Origin of the sequence: Actinoallomurus sp. NPDC052274, from assembly GCF_040679475.1 — a bacterium.
Taxonomy (GTDB): Bacteria; Actinomycetota; Actinomycetes; order Streptosporangiales; family Streptosporangiaceae; genus Actinoallomurus; species Actinoallomurus liliacearum.
On record NZ_JBFAUT010000009.1, the window covers coordinates 169,785 to 193,980 of the forward strand.

At 72.5% G+C, this 24,196-nt stretch carries 23 protein-coding genes; 8 read left to right on the forward strand and 15 right to left on the reverse strand.

The annotated features are described in order from the left end of the window. The first annotated feature begins 16 nt into the window (after positions 1 to 16). Both AB0K82_RS11125 and AB0K82_RS11130 read left to right on the forward strand, forming a co-directional pair. The gene (locus AB0K82_RS11125) at positions 17 to 490 is read left to right on the forward strand and encodes an Rrf2 family transcriptional regulator (protein WP_364395392.1); all 474 of its coding nucleotides are present in this window, start codon (positions 17 to 19) and stop codon (positions 488 to 490) included. Positions 491 to 538: 48 nt separating this feature from the next. After that, positions 539 to 1,660, forward strand: a complete 1,122-nt coding sequence (locus AB0K82_RS11130; RefSeq protein ID WP_364395336.1) for an MFS transporter — start codon at positions 539 to 541, stop codon at positions 1,658 to 1,660. A gap of 239 nt (positions 1,661 to 1,899) precedes the next feature. Here AB0K82_RS11130 and AB0K82_RS11135 read toward each other — a convergent pair whose 3' ends face one another. The 4 genes from AB0K82_RS11135 to AB0K82_RS11150 form a co-directional block, all read right to left on the reverse strand. Next, positions 1,900 to 2,172: a FeoC-like transcriptional regulator gene (locus AB0K82_RS11135; RefSeq protein ID WP_364395338.1), complete on the reverse strand. Its 273-nt coding sequence runs from the start codon at positions 2,170 to 2,172 to the stop codon at positions 1,900 to 1,902. A gap of 55 nt (positions 2,173 to 2,227) precedes the next feature. After that, a complete protein-coding gene (gene feoB / locus AB0K82_RS11140; RefSeq protein WP_364395340.1) occupies positions 2,228 to 4,372 on the reverse strand; it encodes a ferrous iron transport protein B in 2,145 nt (714 codons plus the stop codon). After that, on the reverse strand, positions 4,365 to 4,592 hold the full coding sequence (locus AB0K82_RS11145) for a FeoA family protein (RefSeq protein ID WP_364395342.1): 228 nt from the start codon (positions 4,590 to 4,592) through the stop codon (positions 4,365 to 4,367). Before AB0K82_RS11145 ends, feoB begins: the two co-directional genes overlap by 8 nt. Positions 4,593 to 4,784: 192 nt before the next feature. Continuing rightward, a complete protein-coding gene (locus tag AB0K82_RS11150; RefSeq protein ID WP_364395344.1) occupies positions 4,785 to 5,657 on the reverse strand; it encodes a helix-turn-helix transcriptional regulator in 873 nt (290 codons plus the stop codon). Between the two features lie 206 nt (positions 5,658 to 5,863). Between AB0K82_RS11150 and AB0K82_RS11155 the strand changes: the two genes are divergently transcribed. Further along, positions 5,864 to 6,715: an oxidoreductase gene (locus AB0K82_RS11155; RefSeq protein ID WP_364395346.1), complete on the forward strand. Its 852-nt coding sequence runs from the start codon at positions 5,864 to 5,866 to the stop codon at positions 6,713 to 6,715. A 2-nt stretch (positions 6,716 to 6,717) separates the two neighbouring features. Here the strand turns inward: AB0K82_RS11155 and larC are convergent, their stop codons facing one another. Both larC and larB read right to left on the reverse strand, forming a co-directional pair. Next, positions 6,718 to 7,944: a nickel pincer cofactor biosynthesis protein LarC gene (gene larC / locus AB0K82_RS11160; RefSeq protein ID WP_364395348.1), complete on the reverse strand. Its 1,227-nt coding sequence runs from the start codon at positions 7,942 to 7,944 to the stop codon at positions 6,718 to 6,720. Positions 7,945 to 8,077: 133 nt separating this feature from the next. Next, positions 8,078 to 8,770 carry a nickel pincer cofactor biosynthesis protein LarB gene (larB, locus tag AB0K82_RS11165; RefSeq protein WP_364395350.1) on the reverse strand — a complete coding sequence of 231 codons (693 nt, stop codon included), beginning with the start codon at positions 8,768 to 8,770 and terminating at the stop codon, positions 8,078 to 8,080. 27 nt (positions 8,771 to 8,797) lie between these two features. Between larB and larE the strand changes: the two genes are divergently transcribed. The 5 genes from larE (at position 8,798) to AB0K82_RS11190 (ending at position 16,064) form a co-directional block, all read left to right on the forward strand. Beyond that, a complete protein-coding gene (gene larE, locus AB0K82_RS11170; protein WP_364395352.1) occupies positions 8,798 to 9,625 on the forward strand; it encodes an ATP-dependent sacrificial sulfur transferase LarE in 828 nt (275 codons plus the stop codon). 357 nt (positions 9,626 to 9,982) lie between these two features. Beyond that, positions 9,983 to 12,268, forward strand: a complete 2,286-nt coding sequence (locus tag AB0K82_RS11175; RefSeq protein ID WP_364395354.1) for an HAD-IB family hydrolase — start codon at positions 9,983 to 9,985, stop codon at positions 12,266 to 12,268. Next, a complete protein-coding gene (locus AB0K82_RS11180; protein WP_364395356.1) occupies positions 12,265 to 13,461 on the forward strand; it encodes a zinc-binding dehydrogenase in 1,197 nt (398 codons plus the stop codon). Before AB0K82_RS11175 ends, AB0K82_RS11180 begins: the two co-directional genes overlap by 4 nt. A gap of 64 nt (positions 13,462 to 13,525) precedes the next feature. Continuing rightward, the gene (locus AB0K82_RS11185) at positions 13,526 to 15,103 is read left to right on the forward strand and encodes a lactate racemase domain-containing protein (RefSeq protein ID WP_364395358.1); all 1,578 of its coding nucleotides are present in this window, start codon (positions 13,526 to 13,528) and stop codon (positions 15,101 to 15,103) included. A 7-nt stretch (positions 15,104 to 15,110) separates the two neighbouring features. Further along, positions 15,111 to 16,064: a lysophospholipid acyltransferase family protein gene (locus AB0K82_RS11190; protein ID WP_364395360.1), complete on the forward strand. Its 954-nt coding sequence runs from the start codon at positions 15,111 to 15,113 to the stop codon at positions 16,062 to 16,064. 198 nt (positions 16,065 to 16,262) lie between these two features. Here AB0K82_RS11190 and AB0K82_RS11195 read toward each other — a convergent pair whose 3' ends face one another. From AB0K82_RS11195 to AB0K82_RS11235, 9 genes are all read right to left on the reverse strand, one after another. Next, positions 16,263 to 16,622 (reverse strand): hypothetical protein, encoded by a 360-nt coding sequence (locus AB0K82_RS11195; RefSeq protein WP_364395362.1) that lies wholly within the window; start codon positions 16,620 to 16,622, stop codon positions 16,263 to 16,265. 121 nt (positions 16,623 to 16,743) lie between these two features. Continuing rightward, a complete protein-coding gene (locus AB0K82_RS11200) occupies positions 16,744 to 18,036 on the reverse strand; it encodes a GAF domain-containing protein (protein ID WP_364395364.1) in 1,293 nt (430 codons plus the stop codon). Between the two features lie 415 nt (positions 18,037 to 18,451). After that, on the reverse strand, positions 18,452 to 19,870 hold the full coding sequence (locus AB0K82_RS11205; RefSeq protein WP_364395366.1) for a serine hydrolase: 1,419 nt from the start codon (positions 19,868 to 19,870) through the stop codon (positions 18,452 to 18,454). Between the two features lie 224 nt (positions 19,871 to 20,094). Beyond that, positions 20,095 to 20,715 (reverse strand): dihydrofolate reductase family protein, encoded by a 621-nt coding sequence (locus AB0K82_RS11210; protein WP_364395368.1) that lies wholly within the window; start codon positions 20,713 to 20,715, stop codon positions 20,095 to 20,097. Continuing rightward, positions 20,715 to 21,221, reverse strand: coding sequence for an SRPBCC family protein (locus AB0K82_RS11215; RefSeq protein WP_364395370.1), 507 nt, complete (start codon positions 21,219 to 21,221; stop codon positions 20,715 to 20,717). The genes AB0K82_RS11210 and AB0K82_RS11215 overlap by 1 nt, the downstream gene beginning before the upstream one ends. 3 nt (positions 21,222 to 21,224) lie before the next feature. Continuing rightward, positions 21,225 to 21,566: a metalloregulator ArsR/SmtB family transcription factor gene (locus tag AB0K82_RS11220; RefSeq protein ID WP_364395372.1), complete on the reverse strand. Its 342-nt coding sequence runs from the start codon at positions 21,564 to 21,566 to the stop codon at positions 21,225 to 21,227. A gap of 93 nt (positions 21,567 to 21,659) precedes the next feature. Further along, the gene (locus AB0K82_RS11225) at positions 21,660 to 22,163 is read right to left on the reverse strand and encodes a MarR family transcriptional regulator (RefSeq protein ID WP_364395374.1); all 504 of its coding nucleotides are present in this window, start codon (positions 22,161 to 22,163) and stop codon (positions 21,660 to 21,662) included. A gap of 16 nt (positions 22,164 to 22,179) precedes the next feature. After that, entirely contained in the window at positions 22,180 to 23,850 is a 1,671-nt protein-coding gene (locus tag AB0K82_RS11230; protein WP_364395376.1) for an FUSC family protein, read from the reverse strand. A gap of 43 nt (positions 23,851 to 23,893) precedes the next feature. Further along, a partial coding sequence (locus tag AB0K82_RS11235; RefSeq protein ID WP_364395378.1) for a hypothetical protein occupies positions 23,894 to 24,196 on the reverse strand: 303 nt, incomplete at its 5' end.

The window sequence follows — 24,196 nt, forward strand, 5'->3', positions numbered from 1 at the left end:
ATCCAGGTCCGTGCGAATGGGTGAAGGGGTCGAGTGGGGCCTGCACTGCTGTCTGGCGCTGGCCTGGATCGGCGATGACGAGCCGCTGTCGACGGCGAAGCTGGCGGCGTGGTTCGAGCTGCCGCCCGCGTACCTGAACAAACGCCTCCAGGCGCTCGTACGGGCCGGTGTGCTGACCTCGACCGCCGGAGCGCGCGGCGGGTTCCGCCTGGCCAGGCCCCCGGAGAAGATCACGCTCATGGACGTGGTGTCCGCGCTCGAGGGGCCGGACGAGGCGTTCCGCTGCACCGAGATCCGGCAGCGGGGGGCGGGCGCGGAGGCGCCCGCGAGCGAGTTCCGGCACGCGTGCGGCGTCTCCGTCGCGATGCGCCGGGCGGAGCTGGCGTGGCGGCGCGAGCTGGCCGCCCAGACGATCGCCGACCTGATGGCCGAGGCGCCGCCCTCCGCCCCCGCCCGGGCCCGGCGCTGGCACGAGCGCGTCAACGGCTGATCGAAATCTCGGCGAACGAGCAGGGAACGACGTGTAGGGTGAATCTGGATGTCGAATATCCTGATTGATCGCGATGCCGAGCGGGCGACGGCGGGTGGCCTGGCCTCCACGCTGGTCCTGGCGCTGGGGACCTTCGCCGTGGGGACGGACGCCTTCATCGTGGCCGGCTTCCTGCCGTCCATGGCCCGTGCGCTGCACGTCTCCGTCGGCGCGGCGGGGCAGTCGGTGACGGTGTTCGCCGTCGCGTACGCCGTCCTGGCGCCGGTCCTGGCGACCGCGACGGCGCGGCTGCCGCGCCGCGCGCTGCTGGCCGGCGCGCTGGTCGTGCTCGGCGTCGCCAACCTCGCGTCGGCGCTCGCGCCGGACCTGCCCCTGCTGATCGCGAGCCGGGTGCTGGCGGCGGCGGGCGCCGCCGTCTACACACCGGGGGCCGGCGCGGTGAGCGCCGCCCTGGTCCGCCCGGCGAAACGGGCGCGCGCGCTGGCCGTGGTCGTGGGCGGGCTGACCGTCGCGACCGCGATCGGGGTGCCGCTGGGCGACCTGGCCGGGCACTGGTTCGGCTGGCGTACGGCGCTCGGCCTGGTGGCGGCGCTCTCCCTGGTCGCCGCCGTCGGCGTCTGCTGGATCATGCCGTCCCTGCCCGGTGGACCGCGCGTCCCGCTGCGGGCCCGCCTGGCACTGCTGCGGCGACCCGCCGTGGCGTCGGTGCTGCCGCTGACCGTCCTGGGCATGGGGGCGAGCTACACGGTGTACGCCTACAGCGTCCCGGCGTTGCGCGGCGTCGGCCTGCCGGACGGCTCGATGGTCCTGATGCTCTTCCTGTACGGCGCGGGCGCCGTGGCCGGGAACCTCGTCGCCGGTTACGCCACGGACCGGTGGGGGCCGGTCCGCGTGCTGGGCGGCGGTTACCTCGCCATGGCCGTGTCCCTGGCGGCGCTCGGACTCGTCGCCGCGACCGGTGTCCGAAGCGCGGCGGCCGCGCGGGGGCGCTGGTGCTGCTGTGGGGCGCGAGCACCTGGACGCAGACTCCCCCGCAGCAGCACCGCCTCATCGCCGCCGCGCCGCAGGAGGCTCCGCTCGCCGTCTCGCTCAACGCCTCATCGATCTACGTCGGGATCGGCGCCGGCACCGCCCTCGGCGGCGCGACCCTCGGCGCGGGCCCGTCCGTGATGTACGCCCTGGCGGCCGGGGTCGCGGCGCTCGCCTGGATCTTCCTGCGCTGGACCAGCCGGGCCGGGCACGGATGACCGCCGTCTTCGCGAGTACGGCCGGGCGGTCCGGGCCGCGCTCTTCCGTCTCCGTGCGCGGCGGCCGGCGCGTACCCCATGCCCAACGCGACCCCGGAGTCCCTCGCGCGGCGGCGGCCTCCGCTGGGCCGGGCCGTCCTGGTGCAGCTCGCGGAGTGCCGGTCAGGGGCGGCGCACGCTGATGGCGAGCAGCACCGGGCCGTCGCGCCGCGTCCCGCAGCCCGGCTTGCCGTCGTCGCCCTGGGGGCAGCCGCCACAGCCCCCGCTCGGGCAGGCGGCCGCCAGGTCCTCGGCCGACAGCCGGCCCTTGCGGACCCAGTAGTCGACCATCGACTCGGCCTCCTCGCGGCTGACGCCGACGCGGCGGGCGATCTCGTCCAGGCTCGCCCCGCGAGAGGTCGTGATCTCCTTCAGAATCTGCCGCAAAGCGCTCATGCGACCTCCTTCGCCGGAGGGGCGACCAGAGACGCTGTGCTGATGATTCGCTCGCTCACAGGAGAAGCGCTCCGATCTGGAAGACGGCGACCGCGAGCAGCCAGGCGACCACCAGTTGCATGCCGATGCCGAACAGGGTCATCCGGCCGCCGAGTTCGGCGCGCTGCGCCGCGACGGTCGTCATGCACGGCGTGTACGCCAGCAGGAAGACCATGAACGCCAGCACGGCCGGGATCGGATGGCCGTGAGAGGTCCGCTCGAACGTCTGCCGCAGGGCGGGCCCGAGGCTCCCGGCCCGGTGGTTGTCGGACGGCTCGCCCATGCTGTACGTCTGGGCGACCGTCGAGACGACGGCCTCCTTGGCGACGAAGCCCGTGATCAGGGCCGCGGACGGGTGCCAGTCGCCGAAGCCCGCGGGGGCGAACGCCGGGGCGACGGCCCGGGAGGTGCCGCCGAAGAGGCTGTGCTCGATGGGAGTCCTGCCGAACCCGCCGTGGCCGCCGCCGGCCGGGATCGAGGAGAGCAGCCACACGACGGTGACGGTCGCGACGATGAGGCCGCTCGCGGTCCGCAGGAACGCCCAGAGCTTCTGCCAGGTCTGCGCGCCGATGACCCGCAGGGTCGGCAGGCGGTACGGCGGCAGGTCCAGGACCAGTGGTTCGTAGCTCATGCCGCGGAACAGGGTGCCCCGCAGCAGCAGGCCCATGCCGACGACCAGGACGATGGACAGGACGTACATCGCGAACACCACGGTGCCCGCGTTGCTGCCGAAGAAGACGCCCGCCACCAGGACGTACACCGTGAGGCGGGCGCTGCAGCTCACGAAGGGGATCAGCAGGCCGGTCAGGAGGCGGTGCCGCCGGTCCGCCAGGATGCGCGTGCCGGCCAGGGCGGGCACGTTGCAGCCGAACCCGACGACCAGCGGCAGGAACGCCCGGCCGGGCAGGCCGATCAGGCGCATCAGCCGGTCGACGACGAAGGCCGCCCGCGCCATGTAACCGGAGTCCTCCAGCACCGACAGCAGCACGAACATGATCGCCATCAGCGGCACGAAGCTGAGCAGCTGGCCGACACCGCCGATGATGCCGTTCAGCACCAGACCGGACAGCCACACCGGGGCCGAGACCCCGCGCAGGGCGTGTCCCGCGCCGCCGGTGACCGGTCCGTCGATGAGGTCCTGCAGGCCGCTCTGGAGCGGCGCCGCGGCCTTCGTCGTGAGGATGAACACGCCCCACATGACGAGGAGGAAGATCGGCAGGCCGACCCAGCGGGAGGTCAGCACCCGGTCCACCCGGTCGGACACCGTGGCCCGTACGTCGCCCTTCCGGCGGACCGTCTCGGCGATCAGGCGGTGCGCCCAGGCGTACCGCTGCTCGGCCACGACGATCTCGAGGTCGTCCAGGTCGTCCGCCTCGTCCTCGGCGAGCAGGCCCGCGCCGGCGGCCCGCGCCAGCGCGCCGACCTCTTCCGGCACGCCCGGGACCGTCTCGCCGGTGAGCAGGGCGGTGGCCGTCCATCGCTCCGGGTACCGCAGCAGCGCTTCGGCGGGCAGGAGGGCGACGACGTCCGCCAGGACCGCCTCGACGTCCTCGCCGAGGTCCGGCTCGCCCGGTGGGCGGCGCTCGGCGAGCGCGCCCGCGACGGCCGTGCGCAGCGCGTCCAGCCCGCGGTTCTGGCGCGGCACGACGGGGACGACCGGCGCGCCGATGAGCTCGGCGAACCGGCCGACGTCGATCCGGATGCCGCGGCTCTCGGCGATGTCGACCATCGTGAGGGCCACGACGATCGGCACGCCGGTCTCCATGACCTGGGCGAGCAGGTAGAGGTTCCGGGCCAGGTTGGCGCTGTCGAGGGTGAGCACGACGACGTCGGGGCGGTCGTCCATCCCCCGGTCGACCAGCAGGTCGCGGGTCAGCGCCTCGTCCGGTGAGTCGGGCAGCAGGCTGTAGGTGCCGGGCAGGTCGATGAGCGTCATCTCGCCGTCGGGGGTCCGCCAGGTGCCGCGCGCGACGCTGACGGTCTTGCCGGGCCAGTTGCCGACCCGCTGGCGAGCCCCGGTGAGGATGTTGAACAGCGTCGACTTACCGACGTTGGGGTTGCCGACGAGCGCCACCCGCGCGTGCCCCTCGTCGACGCCCGGGGCGTCGGCGTCGCAGCAGGGCTTCTCCAGGACCAGCCGGGTCAGCGGGCGCTCAGACATCGGCGGGCTTGACGAGAAGGGTCTCCGCGGTGAATGAGTCGACCGCGATCCGCGAGTCGCCCAGGGCGAGGACCAGCCCGCCCATCGTTCCTCTTCCGATGACCGACAGGACGGCGCCCCGCACGAAGCCCAGCTCGATGAGACGCCGCCGGTGCCGCCGGTCGCCGGTGACCCGGCACACCTCGAGACGCGACCCGACCGCGCAGCCCCGCAAAGTCATCCAACCTCCAGCAGCCTAATGCTGATAAGGCTAGCCTTACCTGGCCGCATCTCAACCCACGTGAGATTCAAATCACCCGGTCGATTACCAATGAGACAGGGGACAGCAAAGCGAACATATCGCCGTCTCGGCGATCGGGCAGCGGCGAACGCGGCCACTACGGCCGACCGCTCCTCGCGGACCGGCGGACGTCTAATGATCTGCGTGCCGCCCGTGCGAGGTCTCGGGCTGCCGTATCCACGCGGCCAGTAGCCGAAGCGCCTGTTCGGAGCTGGAGCCTGCCTCGGCGGTGTAGACACTCAGCCGCTGGTCCGGGTCGGCGGGCAGGGTGAGGGACTCGTAATTGAGGGTGAGCGGGCCGACGATCGGGTGGTGGAAGTGTTTGCTGCCATGCGTGTGCCGATACACGTTCTGGTCGGCCCACCAGCGGCGAAAGTCCTCATCCGTGATCGAGAGTTCGCCGACGAGTTCGGCCAGCAGTGGATCGTGGGGATGGCGTCCGGCGTAGAGCCGGAGCGAGGCGACAATGTCCTGGGCGTGGGTGTCCCAGTGGGTGTACAGCGAGCGGGCGGTCTCGTCGCAGAACATGAACCGCACCAGGTTCCGCTCGCGGTACGGCAGCGCGTCGAAGTCGGTGAGCAGCGCACGTGCCATCTGGTTGGACGCAAGTACGTCCAGTCGCCGCCCCAGCACAAGGGCGGGGGTGTGCTCGAGGATCCGGAGCAGGTCGCGCAGCCCCGGGCGGACCGGCTGCGGACGCGTCGCCGTGCGGCGGGGCCTGCCTGTGGCGGGCTTGGCGAGCTGGAACAGATGGGTGCGTTCGACGGGATCGAGGCGTAGCGCGCGGGAGATGGCGTCCAGCACGGTCTCGGAGACGTTCAGCCGGCGTCCGCGTTCCAGGCGTACGTAGTAGTCGACGCTCACGCCCGCCAGTTGCGCGATCTCTTCGCGGCGCAGTCCTGGCACTCGCCGAGAGCCGCCGTCGTCGGACAGGCCCGCCTGGCGCGGGGTGATCCGTGCCCGCCGAGAGCGGAGGAACTCACCGAGAGCTGTGTTGCGGTCCATGCCGTTCACGATAGGGCCCAAGACTGCCCCGACGGCCGGCGAAAGGGGGGACTGGCAGTGCCCCGGTCCGGCTGTCCCCGGGGCGAAGCGGACCCCCCGCAAGTCGATCGGCGGCCGATTCCGGTGCTGAAGTGGAACGTGTCGCGACCGACCGGGGCCTGACCGCCCCGGTCGGCCGCTGTTCGCATCGCACGAAGGGAACTCCTGTGTCGGACACCAAGACATTCCTGATCACCGGCGTCAGCACCGGCCTGGGCCGCGCACTCGCGCGCGCGGCGTTGGCCGCGGGCCACCGGGTGGTGGGCACGGTGCGCACGCCCGCCGACGGACGGGCCTTTGAGGCGCTCGCCGGCGACGCGCACGCCCGCATCCTGGACGTGACCGACCATGACGCGGTGGACACGGTCGTGGACGAGACCGAGCGCGACCTGGGCCCGGTCGACGTCCTCGTCGCCAACGCCGGGTACGGCCATGATGGCCTCTTCGAGGAGTCGTCGATGGATGACCTTCGCCGTCAGTTCGAGGTGAACGTCTACGGAACCGTGGCGGTGATCAAGGCCGTGCTGCCGCACATGCGGAAGCGCCGTTCGGGCCACATCATCGCCGTCACCTCGATGGGCGGGCTGGTCACCTTCCCGGGCCTCAGCTTCTACCACGGCAGCAAGTTCGCGGTGGAGGGCATCCTCGAAGCACTCGGCAAGGAGGTCGCCGGTTTCGGCATCCACGTCACCGCCGTCGAGCCGGGCAGTTTCCGGACCGACTGGGCCGGCCGCTCGATGATCCGCGCACCCCGTGTGATCGCCGACTACGACGAGCTGTTCGAGCCGCTGCGCGCCCGGCGCATCCACGGCAGCGGGCACCAGCCGGGCGACCCGGACAAGGCCGCGGCCGCGGTGCTGCGAATCGTGGCGGCCGACCAGCCGCCGACGCGCCTGCTGCTCGGCGCCGACGCGCTTCGGTTCGTCCAGGCCGGACGCGACGCCTTCGAGCGCGAGATGGTGGCATGGGCCGAGCTGTCGGCCTCCACCGACTTCGACGGCGTCAGCCGGTCCGCCTAGCGTCACTCGCCGTCGGGCCGCCGTTCGAAGCGAGCGGCGTCCAGGTCACGGGCGGCGGCGCGCGCCTCGGCGAGCACCTCCCGTACGGGGCGGCCGGTGCGCTCGGCGGCGGCGCGGACGTCGTCGTACTCCGGCTGGGCGGTCACGACCTCACCGTCCAGCAGGCCGCGTTTCACCGCGACCGCCTCTCCCCCGGCCACCGGCACCGTGACCTGGTCGCGGCGCAGGAAGCGACGCTCCACGGGTGAGACGCGGACGCCGAGGCTGGTCGTCTCCGCGAAGATCACGCGGCACACCGCGTCGAGCCGGTCCGGGTCCACGAGGACGCTCAGCACCTGACCGGGCCGGCCCTTGCGCATGAGCGCGGGGGTGCACCAGGCGTCGGCCGCTCCAGCGGCGCGCAGCGCCTCCAGCACGTCGGGCCAGAGCCGGGGGTCCAGGTCGTCGACGGTCGTGTCGACCCGGCGCATCTCCGCGGCCGACCACCCGGAGGCGTCGGCTGCCTCCCCGATCAGCACGCGCAGGACGTTCGGGTGGCCCTCGGGGTCGGCGCGGCCGGCGCCGGTGCCGGTCGCGCGCGGCACGCAGTCCGGGGCCGGACCCCAGTCGGTGGCCAGCGTGGCGAGCAGCGCGGCGCCGGTCGGGGTGCACAGCTCCATCGCGGCCGAGTGCGCGCGCATCGGCGCGCCGGCCTCGGTGAGCAGCTCCAGGACGGCGGGCACCGGCACGGGCAGCGGGCCGTGCGCGGCACGGACGACCCCGGAGCCCGCCGCGACCGGCGACACGACGCGGACGGCGGAGCCGAGCAGCCCGAGGTCGTGCAGGGCCAGCGCGCAGCCGGTGACGTCGGCGATCGCGTCGAGCGCGCCGACCTCGTGAAAGTGGATCTCCGAGAGGGTCACGCCGTGCACCCGCGCCTCGGCGTGGGCGAGCCGTTCGAACACGGCGAGCGCGAACGCCCTCGCCTCGTCCGGGAGCGCGGCGGCGGTCAGGATCGCGGTGACGTCGGCGAGGTTCCGGGAGACGTCGCTGCGCGGCGCCCGTACGTCGGCGTGCACGGCGCGCAGCCCGTGCCGGCGCACCTGGCTCACCGCCACGTCGATGGGCTCGACGGCGAGACCGCGCAGGCCGGAGCGTACGGCCTCCAGGTCGGCGCCGGCGTCGATCAGGGCGGCGAGCAACATGTCACCGGCCGCGCCGTTGCCCGCGTCCACCCACAGCGTCTTCATCGGGGCCCCCGTCCCGCCCTGCGCGGCACGACGACTCGCCGGCTCACCCGGCTGACCGCGCTCACCTGGCTCGCCGTACTCACCCGGCTCGCCGTACTGACCCGGCTTGCCGCGCTCACCCGGCTCTCCGGGGTCACCGGGGCGCCTGCGCGGTGCGACGGGCGATGCGGGCGGCGGCGACCCCGGCGCCGAAGCCGTTGTCGACGTTGACCGAGACGATCCCGGGGGCGCAGCTGTTGACCGTGGCCAGCCAGGCCGTGACGCCTTCGAGGTTCCAGCCGTAGCCCACGCTCGTCGGCACGGCGATCAGCGGTACGCCCACGAGCCCGCCGAGCACCGACGGCAGGGCCGCCTCCATGCCCGCCACCGCGACGACCACGTCGGCCTCGGCGATCCGGTCGCGCTGGGCGAGCAGCCGGTGCAGGCCCGCCACGCCGACGTCCACGATCTCGTCGGGCTCGGCGCCGAAGACCCGCACGGCGGTCGCGCACTCGCGCACGACGGGCAGGTCGGAGGTGCCCGCGGCGACGACGGCCACGGTGCCCCGCGTCTCGGCGGTGCCCAGCACCGCCGTGCGGCCCACGGGGTCGACGTCGGCGTCCGGCAGCCGCTCCGCGCACGCCGCGACCGCCTCGTCCGAGAGCCGTGTGGCGAGCACGGCGCGGTCCGGGTGCGCCTCGTGCAGGGCGCGGAGCGCGGCGACGATCTGGTCGGGCGTCTTGCCCTGACCGAACACCACCTCCGGGTCGCCGGTCCGGGCGGCGCGGTCGACGTCGAGCCGCGCGAAGCCGAGATCGGCGACGCCGTCCGGCTGAGATACCGTCATCTCTGTTCCTCAACGGATCGGGGTTGCATGGTGGACGTCGTTGTCCTCTCCGACTCACTGCTGACCGAGATGGCAGGCTACGGCAGAACGCTCGTGGCGTTCTCCGGCGGCGTGGACTCCAGTGTCGTACTCGCGGCGGCGGCGCGCGCGCTCGGCCCCGAGCGGGTCGCGGCGGTCACGGCCGTGTCGCCCTCGCTCCCGGCCGCCGAACTCGAGGCGGCCCGGCGGTTCTGCGCGGACCTGGGCGTGACGCATCACACGCCCGCCACCTCCGAACTGGAGGTGCCCGGATACCGGGAGAACGGCCCGCAGCGCTGTTACTTCTGCAAGAGCGTCCTGCTCGACACCGCGAACGCCCTCGCCGACCACCTGGGCTTCACCACCATCACGACCGGCACCAACGCCTCGGACGTGGTCGCCGGATTCCGGCCCGGCATCCGCGCCGCCGCCGAGCGCGGCGCCCGCACGCCACTGGCCGACCTGGGCCTGGACAAGGACGCGGTGCGCGCCATCGCCCGGCACTGGGACCTGCCGGTGTGGGACAAGCCGGCCGCGGCGTGCATGGCGAGCCGCGTCGCGTACGGCATCGAGGTCACCTCGGCGCGGCTGGCCCGGATCGAGCGGGCGGAGAAGGCCGTGCGCGCGCTGTTCGGCGACGCGCTCCGGGACCTGCGGGTCCGCGACCTGGGCGACGCGGTGCGCCTGGAGGTCGACCCCGACCTGGTGGGCCGCGCCCGCGACGACGAGGCCGTGCACGCCGCGATCCGCGCGGCCGGGTTCACCGCCGCGCCGATCCGCGTCGAGGTGTTCCGGTCCGGTTCCATGAACGACCGGCTCGCCGCCGTCGAGCGCTGACGCGCGAGCCCACGGTGACACCGGCCCATTCTCGACGCGCCGCGTCCGGCCGCCCCCGTGAGACGACGCGACGGTGACATCCGCCCGTCCGCGACTCGCCGCCCGCGTGAAACGATCCGACGGTGACACGTGTCCGCCCGCGACGCGCCGCTCACGCGTGCGACACGACGGCGACGCGGACCCCTGTCCTGCTCGCCGTTCCCGGCCGCCGACACCGGGCGCCCGACGGTGAGATGTTCGAAACATGAACGACGGGTGACGCGTCCGGCCGTTCGTGGAGTGTCCATTAACCGTTAGGGTTTCCCTGTCAGATCGCGGCCGGGACGGCTCATGCCCATGATCGGAGAAGAACAGCGGATGACGCCAGACCGACCTCACGAGTTCCCGGCCCTGGGTGACTCCCACGTCCTGCTGACGGGCGCCACCGGCTTCCTCGGGCAGGCGACGCTGGAGAAGCTGCTGTCGGCGCACCCGGACGTGCGCGTCTCGGTGCTGATCCGGCCGCGCGGCGGCACGTCCGCCCAGCGCCGCTTCGACGGCCTGCTGCGCAAGCCGGTCTTCCGCACGATGCGGGAGCGGATCGGCGAGGACGAGCTGCGCCGCATCGCGGCCGAGCGGGTCACCGTCATCGAAGGCGACCTCGGCGAGGTGACCCTCCCCTCCGACATCGACGTGGTCATCCACGGCGCGTCCACGGTGTCCTTCGACCCGCCGATCGACGAGGCGTTCCGTACGAACGTCTCCGGCGTCGTGACGCTGTACGAGGCGCTGCACAAGGCCGGCGCCGACCCGCACGTCGTGCACGTGTCCACCGCCTACGTCGCGGGCGTCCGCAAGGGCGTCGTGCCGGAGGCGCGGCTGGACCACGGCGTCGACTGGCGCACCGAGCTGGCCGAGGCCCTGGCCGCGCACGCCGACGTCGAGCGCGACTCGCGGCGGCCGGAGGTGCTGCGCAAGTCGATGGCGCGGGCGCAGGGCGAGCACCGCAAGGCCGGCCCGCAGTCGGTGGTCGCGGCGGCCGAGGACGCCCGGCAGTCGTGGGTCACCGACCGCCTCGTCGACTACGGCCGGGCGCGGGCGCAGAGCCTCGGCTGGCCGGACGTCTACACCTTCACCAAGGCGCTGGGCGAGCGCGCCGCCGAGGAGCTGTGGGGCGAGCGGCGGCTGTCGATCGTCCGCCCGGCGATCGTGGAGAGCTCGCTGCGCCACCCGTACCCCGGCTGGATCGACGGCTACAAGATGGCCGACCCGCTGATCATCGCGTACGGCCGGGGCATCCTGCCGGAGTTCCCCGGCCTGCCCGACAGCGTGGTCGACATCATCCCGGTCGACCTGGTCGTCAACGCCACCATCGCGGTCGCGGCCACGCCGCCCGAGCGCGGCACGCCCGGCTACTTCCACGTCGGCTCCGGCTCGCGCAACCCGCTGTCCTTCCGCGGCCTGTACGAGAACGTCCGCGACTACTTCCGGCGGCAGCCGATGCCGGCCGGCGAGCGCGGCCACATCCGTGTTCCGCAGTGGCGGTTCCCGGGCAGCCGTCAGGTCGAGATGATGCTGAGCGGCAGCGAGCGGGCCACCTCCGCGGCCGAGCGCGCGCTGCTGCGGCTCCCCGCGTCGGCCAAGACCCGCGAGTGGATGACCGCGGTCCACCGGCAGCAGACGAACCTCGACTTCCTGCGCCGCTACTCCGACCTGTACCAGGCCTACACGAAGGCCGAGGTCATCTACGACGACAGCCGCACGCACGCGCTGCACCGCACGGTGTCGGCCGACCGCGTCGACGAGCACGGCTTCGACCCGTCCGTCATCGACTGGGAGCACTACCTGCAGGAGGTGCACTCCCCCAGCGTCACCGAGCTGATGCGCGGCTTCTCGAAGGGCCGCGGTGGCGGCCGCAAGAGCGCCGAGCCGGTGCTGCCGGAGCGCACCGACGTCGCGGCGGTGTTCGACCTCGAGGGCACGATCATCGCGTCGAACCTCATCGAGTCGTACCTGTGGGCGCGGCTGTCGTCGATGCCGCGCTCGCAGTGGGGCGGCGAGCTCGCCGACCTCGCCCGCTCGCTGCCGCGCTACCTGCGGGCCGAGCGGCGCGACCGGGGCGACTTCGTCCGGGCGTTCCTGCGGCGCTACCAGGGCGCCGACGTCGCCGAGCTGCGCGCGCTCGTGGGCGACGTGCTCGGCGAGGCGGTGCTGCAGCGGGTCATGCCGGAGGCGGTCCGCAGGATCCGGGCGCACCGCGCGGCCGGTCACAAGACCATCCTCATCACCGGCACGATCGACGTGTTCATCGAGCCCCTCTCGACGTTGTTCGACGAGGTCGTCGCCAGCCGGATGCACGAGCGCGACGGCGTGCTGACGGGATACCTCGACGCGCCGCCGCTGGTGGACGAGGCGCGGGCCGCGTGGCTGCGCCGCCACGCCGCCGACGCCGGGCTCGACCTGTCCCAGTCGTACGCCTACGCGGACAGCTACTCCGACCGGCCGCTGCTGGAGGCCGTGGGCAACCCGAACGCGGTCAACCCGGACCCCTCGCTGTACCGCCATGCCAAGCGCAAGCACTGGCGCATCCAAGAATGGGGCGCCCATACCCGTGGACGGGGCGACGTGCTGATCGACACCGTGGGAGCGAGGTCCGCCCGATGATCCTCGCGCTCGAGTACCACCGCTCGCCGAGCCGGTTCGTCGCCGCCCGCGGCCTGACCGCCACCCGGATGGGAAGCCGGCTCAGCGGCATGGTCGCCGGGAACGTCGCGCCGCTGCGCCTGGTCAACCGGCAGGCCCCGGAGCTGCCCGGCGACGGCTGGACGCGCGTCACGCCGGTCCTGTCCGGCATCTGCGGCTCCGACCTGAGCCTGCTCACCGGGCACTCCTCGCCGTACCTGTCGCCGATGACGTCCATGCCGTTCGTGCCGGGGCACGAGGTGGTCGGCCGGACCATGGACGAGCTGCCCGGCGTGCCGAAGGGCAGCCGCGTCGTCCTCGACCCGGTGCTGTCGTGCGCCGTGCGGGGCCTGGAGCCCTGCCGCTGGTGCGCCTCCGGCCAGCAGAGCCGCTGCGACCACGTCACGGCCGGCCGCATCTCGGCGGGCATCCAGACCGGCACCTGCGCCGACACCGGAGGCGGCTGGAGCCGGCAGATGGTCGCGCACCAGAGCCAGCTGCACGTCGTGCCCGAGGACCTGCCCGACGAGCGGGCGGTGCTCGCCGAGCCGCTCGCCTGCGCGGTGCACTCGGTGCGCCGGGTGCCGATCGAGCCGAACTCCACGGCCGTGGTGGTCGGCGCCGGCACCGTCGGGCTGCTGACGCTGCTCGCCCTGCGGGAGCTGACCCAGGTCGGCGCGGTGTACGTCATCGCCAAGCACGGGCACCAGAAGGAGAAGGCCAAGGCCCTCGGCGCGACCGCCGTCATCGAGCCCCGCAAGGCCGTACGCGCGCTGCGGCGCGTCACCACGGCGCGGATGCACACGCCGGAGATGGGCGCGGACTTCCTGCTCGGCGGCGTCGACACCGTCTTCGAGTGCACCGGCGGCGCGAGCGGCCTGGACACGTCCCTGCGGCTCGCGCGGGCCGGGGGTACGGTCGTGATGTCGGGCATGCCGTCCGGCGGCGTCGACCTGACGCCGCTGTGGTTCCGCGAGCTCGAGCTGGTCGGGGCGTACTGCTCCGGCGCCGACGGGGCCGACTTCGACGACGCGCTCCGGCTCGCCGGCTCGGCTCCGCTGGACGGCTACGTCGGTACGACCTACCCTCTCGCCCGCTGGCGGGAGGCGCTGAACCACGCGGCCGACTCCGGGCGGCTGGGAACCGTCAAAGTCGCCTTCGACCTGGCGCGGTAGGCGAATTGATGCATAAGGACCGGGAGGTAGGCCGCGTGCAGGTTGGTTTGGAAAGGAACTACGAGTGAGCAGACCAGGCTTCGTACTCGATGTGGATGAGCGGACGCCACCGCTCGTCATGCACCAGGGCGAGGGCTTCCGGCTGGAGCGGCTGCCGCTCGGGTCCAAGGTCATCTACCCGCCGGACTCCCTGCCCGGAATCCGCGACGTCGACGCCGCGATCCGGCACGCGCTGCTGAACCCGCACGGCACCGAGCCGCTGCCGGAGCTGCTGCGCGCCGGCATGCGGCTGACGATCGTCTTCGACGACCTGTCGCTGCCGCTGCCCCAGATGCAGACCCCGGACGTGCGGCAGCGCATCATCGAGCAGGTCCTGGAGATGGCGGCGGCCAAGGGCGTCGACGACGTCGAGCTGATCGCGGCGAACGCCCTGCACCGCCGGATGACCCCGGCGGAGCTGCGGCGCACCGTCGGCGACCGGGTGTTCCACGCGTTCTTCCCGGAGCACCTGAAGAACCACGACGCCGAGGACCACGACAACCTCCTCCACATGGGCCAGACCCGCCACGGGGAGGACGTCGAGATCAACCGGCGCGCCGCCGAGAGCGACCTGATCGTCTACGTCAACATCACGCTGACCGCGATGAGCGGCGGCGCGAAGTCCGTGTCGGTCGGTCTGGCGAGCTACCGCAGCCTGCGGCACCACCACAACGTGCACACGCTGCGGCACTCGAACTCCTTCAACGACCCGCCGAACTCCGCGATGCACCACTCGTACGAGCGGATGAAGGGCCTGATCGACGAGCACGTCAAGGTCTTCACGATCGAGACGACGCTCAACAACGACACCTTCCCCTCCTCGATGGGCTTCCTGAACAAGCGCGAGTGGGAGTGGAACGTCCGCGACCAGGCGACCTACCTCGCGGTCAAGCGGGCCAACGAGCTGATGCCGAAGAAGACGCGGCGGCGCATCTGGCAGAACACCGCCGCGCCGTACGGCGTGACCGGCGTGCACGCCGGCCTGCAGTCCGAGGTGCACCCGCTGACGCTGCAGAACGTCCACCGGCAGCAGCTCACCGAGGTGAACGGCCAGTCCGACATCGCGATCTGGGGCCTGCCGTACATCTGCCCGTACAACGTCAACTCGGTGATGAACCCGATCCTGGTGATGTCGCTCGGGCTCGGCTACTTCTTCAACCTGTACAAGAACAAGCCGATCGTCCGGCAGGGCGGCGTGGCGATCTTCTACCACCCGGTGCCGAACGAGTTCCACCCGGTGCACCACCCGAGCTACATCGACTTCTTCGAGGAGATCCTCACCGAGAGCACCGACCCGGTGCTCCTGGAGACGAAGTACGAGGAGCAGTTCGCGACGGACCCGTGGTACATCCAGCTGTACCGCAACAGCTACGCCTACCACGGCGTGCACCCGTTCTACATGTGGTACTGGGGGGCGCACGCGCTGCAGCACCTCGGCGACGTCATCTTCGTGGGCGGCAACCGCAAGACGACCCAGCGGATGGGCTTCCGGGCGGCGACCACCCTCGCCGACGCGCTCGAGATGGCCAAGGACACCGTCGGCGGCAGCCCGTCGATCTCCTACCTGCACGCCCCGCCGCTGGCACTCGCGGACGTGAGGTGATCGAACGATGAGCATCCGCCGGGAGGTACGCCTGCTGCGGCACGGCCGGGACTGGCGGGGGCGCTCCACGGTGCCCCGCTCGGCCGAGCCGCACGTCGTCGAGCCCGAGGAGAAGGTCTTCCCGACCGCCTGGGCTCGGACGCCGGTCGCGGTCGCGGCCCGGTCCATGCTGCGCAAGGGGCTGCTCAAGCCGGTCGCCTGGCGGCAGATCACCCCGGTCATCGAAGGCGCCGAGTACCTCGACGGCGTGCGCGGTCCGGTGGTGTTCGTGGCGAACCACTCCAGCCACCTGGACACCCCGCTGATCCTCGGTTCGCTGCCCGAGCGGTTCGCCAACCGGGTCGCCGTCGGCGCCGCGTCGGACTACTTCTTCGACGTACGCTGGCGCGCGACGCTGACGGCGGTGTTCTTCAACGCCTTCCCCGTCGAGCGGTACGGCTCCAAGCGGCTGCGCAGCCTGGCCCTCGACCTGGTCGACGACGGCTGGAGCCTGCTGCTGTACCCGGAGGGCACCCGGTCGGAGGACGGCTGGATGAACTCCTTCAAGCTCGGCGCCGCGGTGCTGTGCGTCTCGAAGCGCATCCCGTGCGTGCCGATCGCGATCCGGGGCTCGTACGCCGCGATGCCGCGCGGCCGCAACTGGCCGCAGCCGGGCAAGCCGCGCGTCACCGTACGCTACGGCCGTCCCCTCGTCCCCGAAGAGGGCGAGGACATCCGGGCGTTCCGCGCGCGGATGGCCAAGGCGGTCGCCGCGCTGGCCGCCGAGGAGGACCTGGGCTGGTACGACGCGCTGCGCGCCGCGGCCGACGACCGTCTCGAGGTCCCGGGCGGCTCCCAGCCGACCCGCCCCGGCGCGGTGCGCGAGGACGGCGACAAGCCGACCGAGGTCGCCGACTGGCGCCGGGTCTGGGCCTCGACCGAACCGCTGAGCAGCCGGCGCCGCCGCGTCTGGCGCAACTGACCCGTCGACGCCGCCGAGCCCCGGGTCACGCCGCGACGGCCGACCCGGGGCTCGCGCTCTCTCCACGGCGCAGACCCGGCCGGCCGCCGGCGGCATCAGCCGGGACCGTGACGCACGGAGGCCCGTACGAGCATGCCTCCCGAGCTGCGGTGCCGTGCGGCGTTCGGTGACCCTCGACGGGAACCGGCGACGCCCGGCTCACCCGATGAGCGCGCTCGCCACCGGCGGCGCCGCCTCCGCGCCTACGAGGTCCGCGCAGACGGCGCGGAGGTGTCCGGCGAAACGCGCGACCTCCCGTTCCGCCGCGGCGACCGCCTCGGTGAGGGCGTTCCGCGCGATCCGCGCGACCACCGAGGCGGGTGCCGCGCCGTCCTCGACGGGTCCGCTCAGTGTCAGCACGGACCCGTCGCCGCTCACCAGCAGCCAGGGATGACCGATCCACAGCGTGGCGGGCGCCGGGTCGTCATGCCGGAGGGCCGTCCGCCATTCGCCGAGGTCACCGAGGTCGCCGCAGCAACCGGGGAGCGCGAGACACCGGCCTTCGCGGGTCTCCAGCACGTAGCCTCCGGACAGCGCCGGAACCTCCTCCAGCGCGTCCTGTCGCGTCGCCGGATCGCGAGGGCCTCGCCAGTGCCGGAGCGTCTCCTGGGATCTCGTCGTGGAGCGCCCCGGACGCCGGTCAGCGGTTGAGGTAGGCGGCCAGGCCGTCGGGTTCTTCGTTGGCGATGAACACCGACCGCACGTTGATGAGGGCTTCCTCGACATGGGCGGTGCAGCCCCACGCCGCGTCGCCCCACGAATCGGCGATCTTGATCTCGGCCGGTGCGGTGCACCCGCCGGCGCCGCCGAGCTGGCAGCGTTCGGGGTGCGGCGCGGCGGCCTGTGCGGCCGCGGCGGCGCGCATCCGGGCGGCGAGTTCCGCGGCGGCGGCAGCGCGCTGCTCGGCCTCAGCGCGCAATCGCCGCTCCGCGCGTATCGCCTCGGCCAGCTCATCACGAGCTGCTTTAGCGCTTTCTTCGGCGGCTCGTCGCGCCTGCTCGTTGTCGTGGCGTTCGATGGCCAGGGCCGCGGTGCCGGCGAAGACCCGGGTGAGGGCGAGGTCGGTGTCCTGCGGGACGCGCGGGACGCGGTGGTACATGGCGAAGGTGCCCAGCAGGCCGCCGTCTCTGGCCAGAATCGGCGTGGACCAGCACGCGGCCAGTCCCGCCTGGTCGGCCAGGTGCCGGAAGTCGGTCCAAAGCGGGTCGGCGGTGACGTCGGTGACGATGACCGGTTGCCGCCGGTGAGCGGCGGTGCCGCAGGAGCCGACGCCTTCACCGATGGCGATGCCGTCGATGGCCTGGTTGTAGAAGTCAGGCAGGCTGGGCGCGGCGCCGTGGCGCAGGTGCCGGCCGTCGGGATCGGTGAGCAGAACGGAGACGAGCACGTCTTGCGGTGCGAGATCCTCGATACAGCGGGCCATCCCATCGAGCACCTCGGTCAGGGGTGCCTGACGGGCGATCTGCTCCAGCAGGGCACGGTGTTCGGCCATCAGCCGTTGGGCATGCTTGACCTGGGTGGTCTCCACGCCGATCACATGGATCCCGGTCACGTTGCCGTCGGCGTCTCGGCGCGGCTCGTAGGTGAAGTCGAAGAACGCCTCCCGCGCGTGCGGGCCGCTGCCCAGCACGACCCGGGCGTCACGGCCGACGTAGGGCTCGCCCGAGCGGTAGACCTGGTCCAGCAGAGCGATGAAGCCCTGACCGACCAGTTCGGGCATCAGGTCCACGAGCGGGACCCCGGTGCGAGCCCGTTCTTCACCGATGGTGGCGAAGAACGCCGGGTTCGCCGTCTCCAGCAGGTGCGTCGGCCCCGCAAGCGACGCGAAAACGGCGATGGACTGCCCGAACAACGCCCGCAGATCCTCCTCCGCTGCTCGCCCGGCGACCGCCGGATCCGCAGCGGTGGGTCGCTGGCCTGATGTCGCCGTCATGGTCTGGTGTGCCTCTCATCTGCAGATGCCGGAATCACCGATGGTGCGCCGGCCGGTCGTCGGCGGGGTGGCGGAACGAGCGGGGCGAATCGACGCCGTAGTGGATGCGGCGCCCGACTCTGGTGCGGGTTGTGCCTCAGCGTGAGTCACGGGTCTCCTGTTCCGCCTTGGACGCCGCCCAACCACCAGCCGACTCACGAGAGAATCTCACGGAAGACCTTTCGCGTAATCTTCGCCCCCTCACCGGTGGGCTCTTACTCGAGTCGTGCCGCAGCCCCCAGCCTGGCCGGGGAGGGTCCCCTACCGTCGCCGTGATCACTCCGTGAAATGCGGGAGGGGCCGGATGTCCGGCCCCTCCCTCGTTCTGAGATCCGCGCCCCGCGGCGCCCTTACCGGACCGCTGGGGACGGTACGGCTAGCGCTGGGCCTCGTACTGGTCCATCGCGCGGCCGAGCTTGGCGAACTTCTCGGTGCGGTTCACCGCGGGCTGGACGCCCGGGTTCGGACGGTTCGTGTCCTGGTAGCGCCAGCCGAGGTTGCTGAACGCGACGATGATGTAGTCGCGCTTCGCCTGGCCGGGCAGGGAGTGCACGATGCCCGCGTCACCGGCCGCGACCGCCGTGAGCCCCGTCTTGTGGGCGAACGTCACCTGCGCGGCGTCCTGGCACGGCTGCACGGGGTAGAGGTACTTGCCGTCGGTCGGATCCTGGTTGACCGTCACGGTCCCGTCCGGGCCGATCCACCGCTGCGAGATCCGCTGCGGCATGCCCTGGGTCGGGTAGGTGTAGCCGCAGTAGTTGGTCGTCGACAGGACGTTGTTCCAGCCCTGGTCGCCGAGTTCCTTCAGGAAGTACTCGCGGGCGGACCTGCTGAGGATGTCACTGGTGACCGGCTTGCCGTTCGGCGCGGTCCACGCCGTGCCGGAGACGCCGTTGAGGAGCATCAGCAGCTTGGCGGTGTCCAGCGACGACATGGTGACCTGCGGGGACCAGTCGCCGTTGGCCGGGTCCGTGCCCTTCAGCTGGAGCATGTCCAGGCCGAGGTCCCGGAACTGCTGGTTCAGCCAGTCGACCCCGCCGTGCTCGTGCATCACCTTGATCAGCGAGCACGTCGCGCCGTTGTCGGAGATGGTGATCATCCGGTCGAAGTACTCGCCGATCGTCCGGGTGGTCGCGCCCTCGCAGCGGTCGGAGGGCTTCGTCGGCGTGTAGGCGTAGGTGTCGCTCAGCTTGATGACGCCCTTGTCCACCAGCTGCATGATCCCGAAGCCGACCGTCAGCTTGATGATCGACGCCGGGTAGGGCTCCATGTAGTCGATGGGCGCGTTCTCGCGGCCCGGCACGGTGTCGATCGTGCCCTGGCCGCCGTTGGCGTCCCACTGGGTGTCGTCCCACAGGCGGTACCGCACGGCGGTGGTGCGGAGGTTCTTGTCCACCGGAACGACGACGCCGTTCTTGTACTTCGGGCTCATCAGGACGGTTCCGGAGGAGACCGGCCGTCCCTTCTTGTCGAGCTCGATGACGGTCACGTCGACCTGGGGCTGCTGGTGGATCGTCGTGCCGGCGGCGGCCTTGAGCGCGGGAGCGTTCTTCGGCCGGCCCGACTCGGTCTCCGGCTGGGCGGCGATGGCGCGGGCCTGGGCCGATCCGGGCGGGGTCGTGTCGTTGACGTCGCCGAAGTCGAGGCCGGCCATGGTCTGCTGGAGCCGCTGGGCGAGTTCGCCGGACGGGTGCGTGGCCGCGTGGGCCGGCCGGGCCAGGGTGGCCAGCACCACCGCGGCGCCGCCGAGCGCGACCAGGGCTTGACCGCGTTGTCGAATGCGAAGTGAGATCACCGCGCCAGCGTAGAGCAACAGATGATCTTGGTCGCCACCTTTGTCACAAAAAGGTGACGAGATCCGGCGCATCGGCGCGGAACATACGCCGGGCGCGGACGCGACGGAGGACGATCCAGCGGCTGGGCGCCGGCAGGTGGCCAAGGGCCCGGCGCTGACCGACCTGCGGCCGCCCGAGGACCTTGGCACACCGCCGGCCGAGCACGCTGTCGTCCGCCGTGCGCCTACCGCTCCCGGACGGCGTAGGTCAGGTGCGTCACCCTCGGAGAGGGCTCCGCGCGGACCGGCTCCAGGGCCACGCGGCCCGCGTCCACGCCCTCGAACAGGCGGGTTCCGGAGCCGAACAGCACGGGCGACAGCGCGATCGAGAACTCGTCGATCAGGCCGGCGTTCACGTACTCCAGGATCGTCGCGCCGCCGCCCGCGATGCGGACGTCGCGGTCGCCGGCGGCCTCGCGGGCCTGGTCGAGCGCCGTCTCGATGCCGTCGTTGACGAAGTGGAATGTGGTTCCACCCGGCCGCTCCCAGGGGTCACGCTTCTCGTGCGTCACGACGAAGACCGGCGTGTGGAACGGCGCCTCCTCCGGCCACATCTGCTCGCCGGCGTCGAACATGCGCTTGCCCATCACGCTCGCGCCGGTGCGCTCGAACGTCTCCCGCACGATGTCGTTGTCGCGCCCCTCCTTGCCGCCCCCGCCGAGCTTCAGGTTCTCCCGGAAGAACCGCTGCGGGAAGATCCACTGCTGCAGCTCCATCCACTGCCGCCCCATCAAGTCCTCGCTGGACTCGGGCGCGATGAACCCGTCCAGCGACATCGACACGCTGAAGAACACCTTCCCGGCCATCAGCCCTCCGCTCCCTTGTGAACGAGCTCGGTGACGTAGGCCGCCAGGTTGCTCAGGGTCTGCCGGCCACCCTCGATCGCGTGGTACTTCTCGGCCGCCTCGTCGCGCAGTTCCCTGGTGGGGAACACCGTGCGCATCTCGATCCGGGTCGCCGCATCGTCGGGCGCGAACGTGAGGACCGACTCGAAGGCGTTCGGGTCGTCGCGGGACTCACCGTGCAGCAGCACGATCCGCTCCGGCGGGGCGATCTCGGTCCAGGTGATCCATTCGGTGTAGTCCGTCCCGTCCGGTCCGTGCATCACGAAGTCCCACACCCCGCCGACTCGGAACTCGAACGACTGCGTGGTGGTGGTGAACCCCTCCGGCCCCCACCACCGCGACAGGTGCCGCACTTCGGTGAACGCCTCGAACACCAGCTCTCGTGGGGCGTCGATGGCCCGGGAGATCACGATCTCGCGGTCGGCCGTCGCGGACCGCGCCGGCGCTCCTCGTCCCATTGCGCTCATCAGCTACTCCTCCTGCCTTTCCTGCTTCAGGTCCTGCACGTACGCGTCCAGCCGGTCGAAGCTCTCGTTCCAGAACCGCTCGAACCCGCCGGTCCACTCGTGAACCGGCCGCAGCCCGCGGGCGTCAAGGCCGTACAGGCGCTGCTTGCCCTCCTTGCGGTCCCGCACCAGCCCGACCTCCCGGAGCACCCGCAGGTGTTTGGACGCCCCCGGCTGGGTCATCCCGAGCTCCCGGGCCAACTCGGTCACCGGCCGCTCACCCGCCCGCAGCAGCACCAAAATCTCCCGGCGTTGCGGCTCGGCGATCGCATTGAAGACATCCGACGTCGTCGCTGCTCGTGCCATGCCACAATCATATGCCCATATCGGCATGCGTCAAGCCGGAAGAATCAGACGGGTCTTGTCAGATGACGATCGCGAGCCTTGTCGCCTGATGGGTCAGATCGGCAGGCCGCCCAGGCGGCCCTCCAGGAGGACGAGCAGCTCGCTGAGGACGTCGGCCAGCTCCCGCTGCTTGTCCACCCCGAGGGCGGCCAGCAGCGACGACTCGTAGCCGACCTGCTCGGGGACGAGCCGGGCGATGAGCCGCCGGCCCTTCTCGGTGAGGGACACGTGGGCGACCCGGCGATCGCGCTCGTCGGCGCGGCGCTCGATGAGGCCCTGCTCCTCGAGCCGGCGCAGGCGCTTGGTGACGGCGGCGCCCGAGGAGAAGGTCTCCCGCGCGAGCCGCGTCGGGGTCATCTCCCGGCCGACCCGATGCAGCGCGCCGAGCAGGTCGAACTCCGGCCGGGCAAGCCCCTCACGGGCCAGCGGGGCGTCGGCCGCCTGCTGGAGCAGCGTCGCGCAGCGGGTGAGCCGGCCGATCACCGCGATCGGGAGGGTGTCCAGGTCGGGATGGACCCGCTGCCACTGACGCAGGACCTCCGAGACCGCGTCCTCCATGATGTTCTCCTTCCGGTCAGGAGGCCAATGACGTCGAGACCGGCGCCGACAGGCGCAGGGCCACGCGGGCGAGCGTGCGGTGCCCCTCCCGTTCGGCCGATGTGATCCGCTCCTCGGGGAGGCCGGGCCGCCACCATTCCCCATTCGCGGCGTCGACCGCCTCGCGCAGCTCCACCAGCGACGCAACCAGGCGGTCCCGGGCCGTGGCCAGGTCGCGCGGGTCCATGCCCCAGGCCGTGTCGAGCAGGGCGCGGGCGGTGGCGTCCGCGAGGACGACCCGGTCCAGGAGCTCGTCGATCCGGTGCCCGGCCCGGCGGTTCGTGATCAGGACGCAGCCGAGCAGGCCGATGACCGCGCCCACGCAGGTGTCGAGCCAGCGGTCGGCGACGAGCCGCCCAGCGGGCTGCGCGCCGGCGAACTCGACGACGAGCAGCGCCATCGGCGTGACGCAGACCGTCCCGAGCCAGTAGTTGCGGCCGATCAGCGCCTCCGCGCCGAACTGGAACGCCAGCGCCGTCAGCACGAGCGCCACCTGGCCGGTGCGGGTCAGCGGCAGGACCGCGGTGAACACGAGCAGGCCGACCAGGTTGCCGAGCACCCGCTGCACGGCGCGCTGCCAGGTGAGCGACAGGTTGGCCTGGAAGATCGCGGCGGCGGTGACCACCGCCCAGTACGGGCGGCCCACGCCGAGGGCGGCCGAGCACCACCCGGCGAGGGCGGCGCCGACGGCCACCCGCACGCCGATGGGGATGATCGGCGAGCCCGGGCCCAGCGCGCGGAGGAGGTGGCCGGAGCCGCGGGCCCGTTCGACCGCCAGCCCGGCCAGCTCGCCCGCCTCGGCATGGCTGGGCGCGGGCACCGGCGGGGTCCGGCCGCGGCGCAGGGCACGGGCCCATCGGACCAGCCGGTCGGCCTCCTCGGCGTGGCCCGGCCCGGTCGCGAGGGCGGACTCGGCGCGGGCGACGAACCGCTCCAGCGCCGCGCGGGCGGCGACGCGCTCGGGCGTCCGGGCGGGCACGAGGGCCAGGGTGTGCCACGCGGCGTTCGCCGCGGCGGCGGCGTCGTGCCGGGCGCGCGCCGCCTGCCCGGGCGCGGCCCGCAGCAGCCGGGCCGCCGCCTCGAGGGCACGGGCGACGGCGACGCGCTGCGGACCGTCCGGGCGCACCGGCGCGGGCGCCATGCAGACCAGCCAGGCGACGCAGCCGCCGAGCAGGCCGAGTCCCAGGTGAGCGGGGACGTCACCGAGCCGCTGCGGCACGAACGCGCAGCTCGCGGAGATGAAGGTGAAGATGAGGTTTCCGGGCGGGCCGATGCGGACGGCGTCACAGACCACCTTGTGCGCCGCCGCGAGCAGGGCGGCCACGGCCACCCGGACCACCACGGAGTCGGTCAGCGCGGAGGTGAGGAGCGCGACGGCCGTGCTCGCGAGCATGCCGAGCACGACCCACCACAGGGTCCGGGCGCGCGCGGCGTACGGCCGGCCGTGAGCGTACAGGGCGCACATCGCCCCGGCGGAGGTGTAGAGGACCAGATCGAGCCGGCCGAGGACCAGGAGCGCCAGGTCCGGCACGGCGAGCGCCACCACCACGCTCAACGCCACCTTGGGCCAGATGTCGCTGCCCCGGCCCACGCGCAGCACGCCCTTCAGCGGCAACAGCCGCGCACCGTCCCTTCGTCGATCCACCACCTCAACAGATTAACAGGTGTTTTACGCGTAAACGATCTGCGGCTCAGAGGTCCAGGGTCAGATCCGGCGGCACGCCGATGAGCGACACGGCGCCCTGGGGGTCGACGTCGATCGAGACGGTCGCTGCGCCGACGCGCACGTTGCTCACGGACAGCGGGCCGAAGCCGCGCAGCGGGGACACGGCGAGCCGGCCCGCCGGCACGTCGATGTCGAGCCCGAGGATCGCGGTGACCAGGGCCGGCGAGACCGCGGCGGCCCATGCGTGGCCGGATCGACGTCCGTGTCGACCAGTGACCACAACCGGTTGACGAGCGCGCCCTGCAGCTCCTCCTTGTTCTTGAAATGC

What these genes read in the sequence shown, in the direction of transcription:
- AB0K82_RS11125 (WP_364395392.1), top strand. Translation starts at nt 17, where the DNA reads ATGGGTGAAGGGGTCGAGTGGGGCCTGCACTGCTGTCTGGCGCTGGCC.
- AB0K82_RS11130 (WP_364395336.1), top strand. Translation starts at nt 539, where the DNA reads ATGTCGAATATCCTGATTGATCGCGATGCCGAGCGGGCGACGGCGGGT.
- AB0K82_RS11135 (WP_364395338.1), bottom strand. Translation starts at nt 2,172, where the DNA reads ATGAGCGCTTTGCGGCAGATTCTGAAGGAGATCACGACCTCTCGCGGG.
- feoB (WP_364395340.1), bottom strand. Translation starts at nt 4,372, where the DNA reads ATGTCTGAGCGCCCGCTGACCCGGCTGGTCCTGGAGAAGCCCTGCTGC.
- AB0K82_RS11145 (WP_364395342.1), bottom strand. Translation starts at nt 4,592, where the DNA reads ATGACTTTGCGGGGCTGCGCGGTCGGGTCGCGTCTCGAGGTGTGCCGG.
- AB0K82_RS11150 (WP_364395344.1), bottom strand. Translation starts at nt 5,657, where the DNA reads ATGGACCGCAACACAGCTCTCGGTGAGTTCCTCCGCTCTCGGCGGGCA.
- larC (WP_364395348.1), bottom strand. Translation starts at nt 7,944, where the DNA reads ATGAAGACGCTGTGGGTGGACGCGGGCAACGGCGCGGCCGGTGACATG.
- larB (WP_364395350.1), bottom strand. Translation starts at nt 8,770, where the DNA reads ATGACGGTATCTCAGCCGGACGGCGTCGCCGATCTCGGCTTCGCGCGG.
- larE (WP_364395352.1), top strand. Translation starts at nt 8,798, where the DNA reads ATGGTGGACGTCGTTGTCCTCTCCGACTCACTGCTGACCGAGATGGCA.
- AB0K82_RS11175 (WP_364395354.1), top strand. Translation starts at nt 9,983, where the DNA reads ATGACGCCAGACCGACCTCACGAGTTCCCGGCCCTGGGTGACTCCCAC.
- AB0K82_RS11180 (WP_364395356.1), top strand. Translation starts at nt 12,265, where the DNA reads ATGATCCTCGCGCTCGAGTACCACCGCTCGCCGAGCCGGTTCGTCGCC.
- AB0K82_RS11190 (WP_364395360.1), top strand. Translation starts at nt 15,111, where the DNA reads ATGAGCATCCGCCGGGAGGTACGCCTGCTGCGGCACGGCCGGGACTGG.
- AB0K82_RS11200 (WP_364395364.1), bottom strand. Translation starts at nt 18,036, where the DNA reads ATGACGGCGACATCAGGCCAGCGACCCACCGCTGCGGATCCGGCGGTC.
- AB0K82_RS11210 (WP_364395368.1), bottom strand. Translation starts at nt 20,715, where the DNA reads ATGGCCGGGAAGGTGTTCTTCAGCGTGTCGATGTCGCTGGACGGGTTC.
- AB0K82_RS11215 (WP_364395370.1), bottom strand. Translation starts at nt 21,221, where the DNA reads ATGAGCGCAATGGGACGAGGAGCGCCGGCGCGGTCCGCGACGGCCGAC.
- AB0K82_RS11220 (WP_364395372.1), bottom strand. Translation starts at nt 21,566, where the DNA reads ATGGCACGAGCAGCGACGACGTCGGATGTCTTCAATGCGATCGCCGAG.
- AB0K82_RS11225 (WP_364395374.1), bottom strand. Translation starts at nt 22,163, where the DNA reads ATGGAGGACGCGGTCTCGGAGGTCCTGCGTCAGTGGCAGCGGGTCCAT.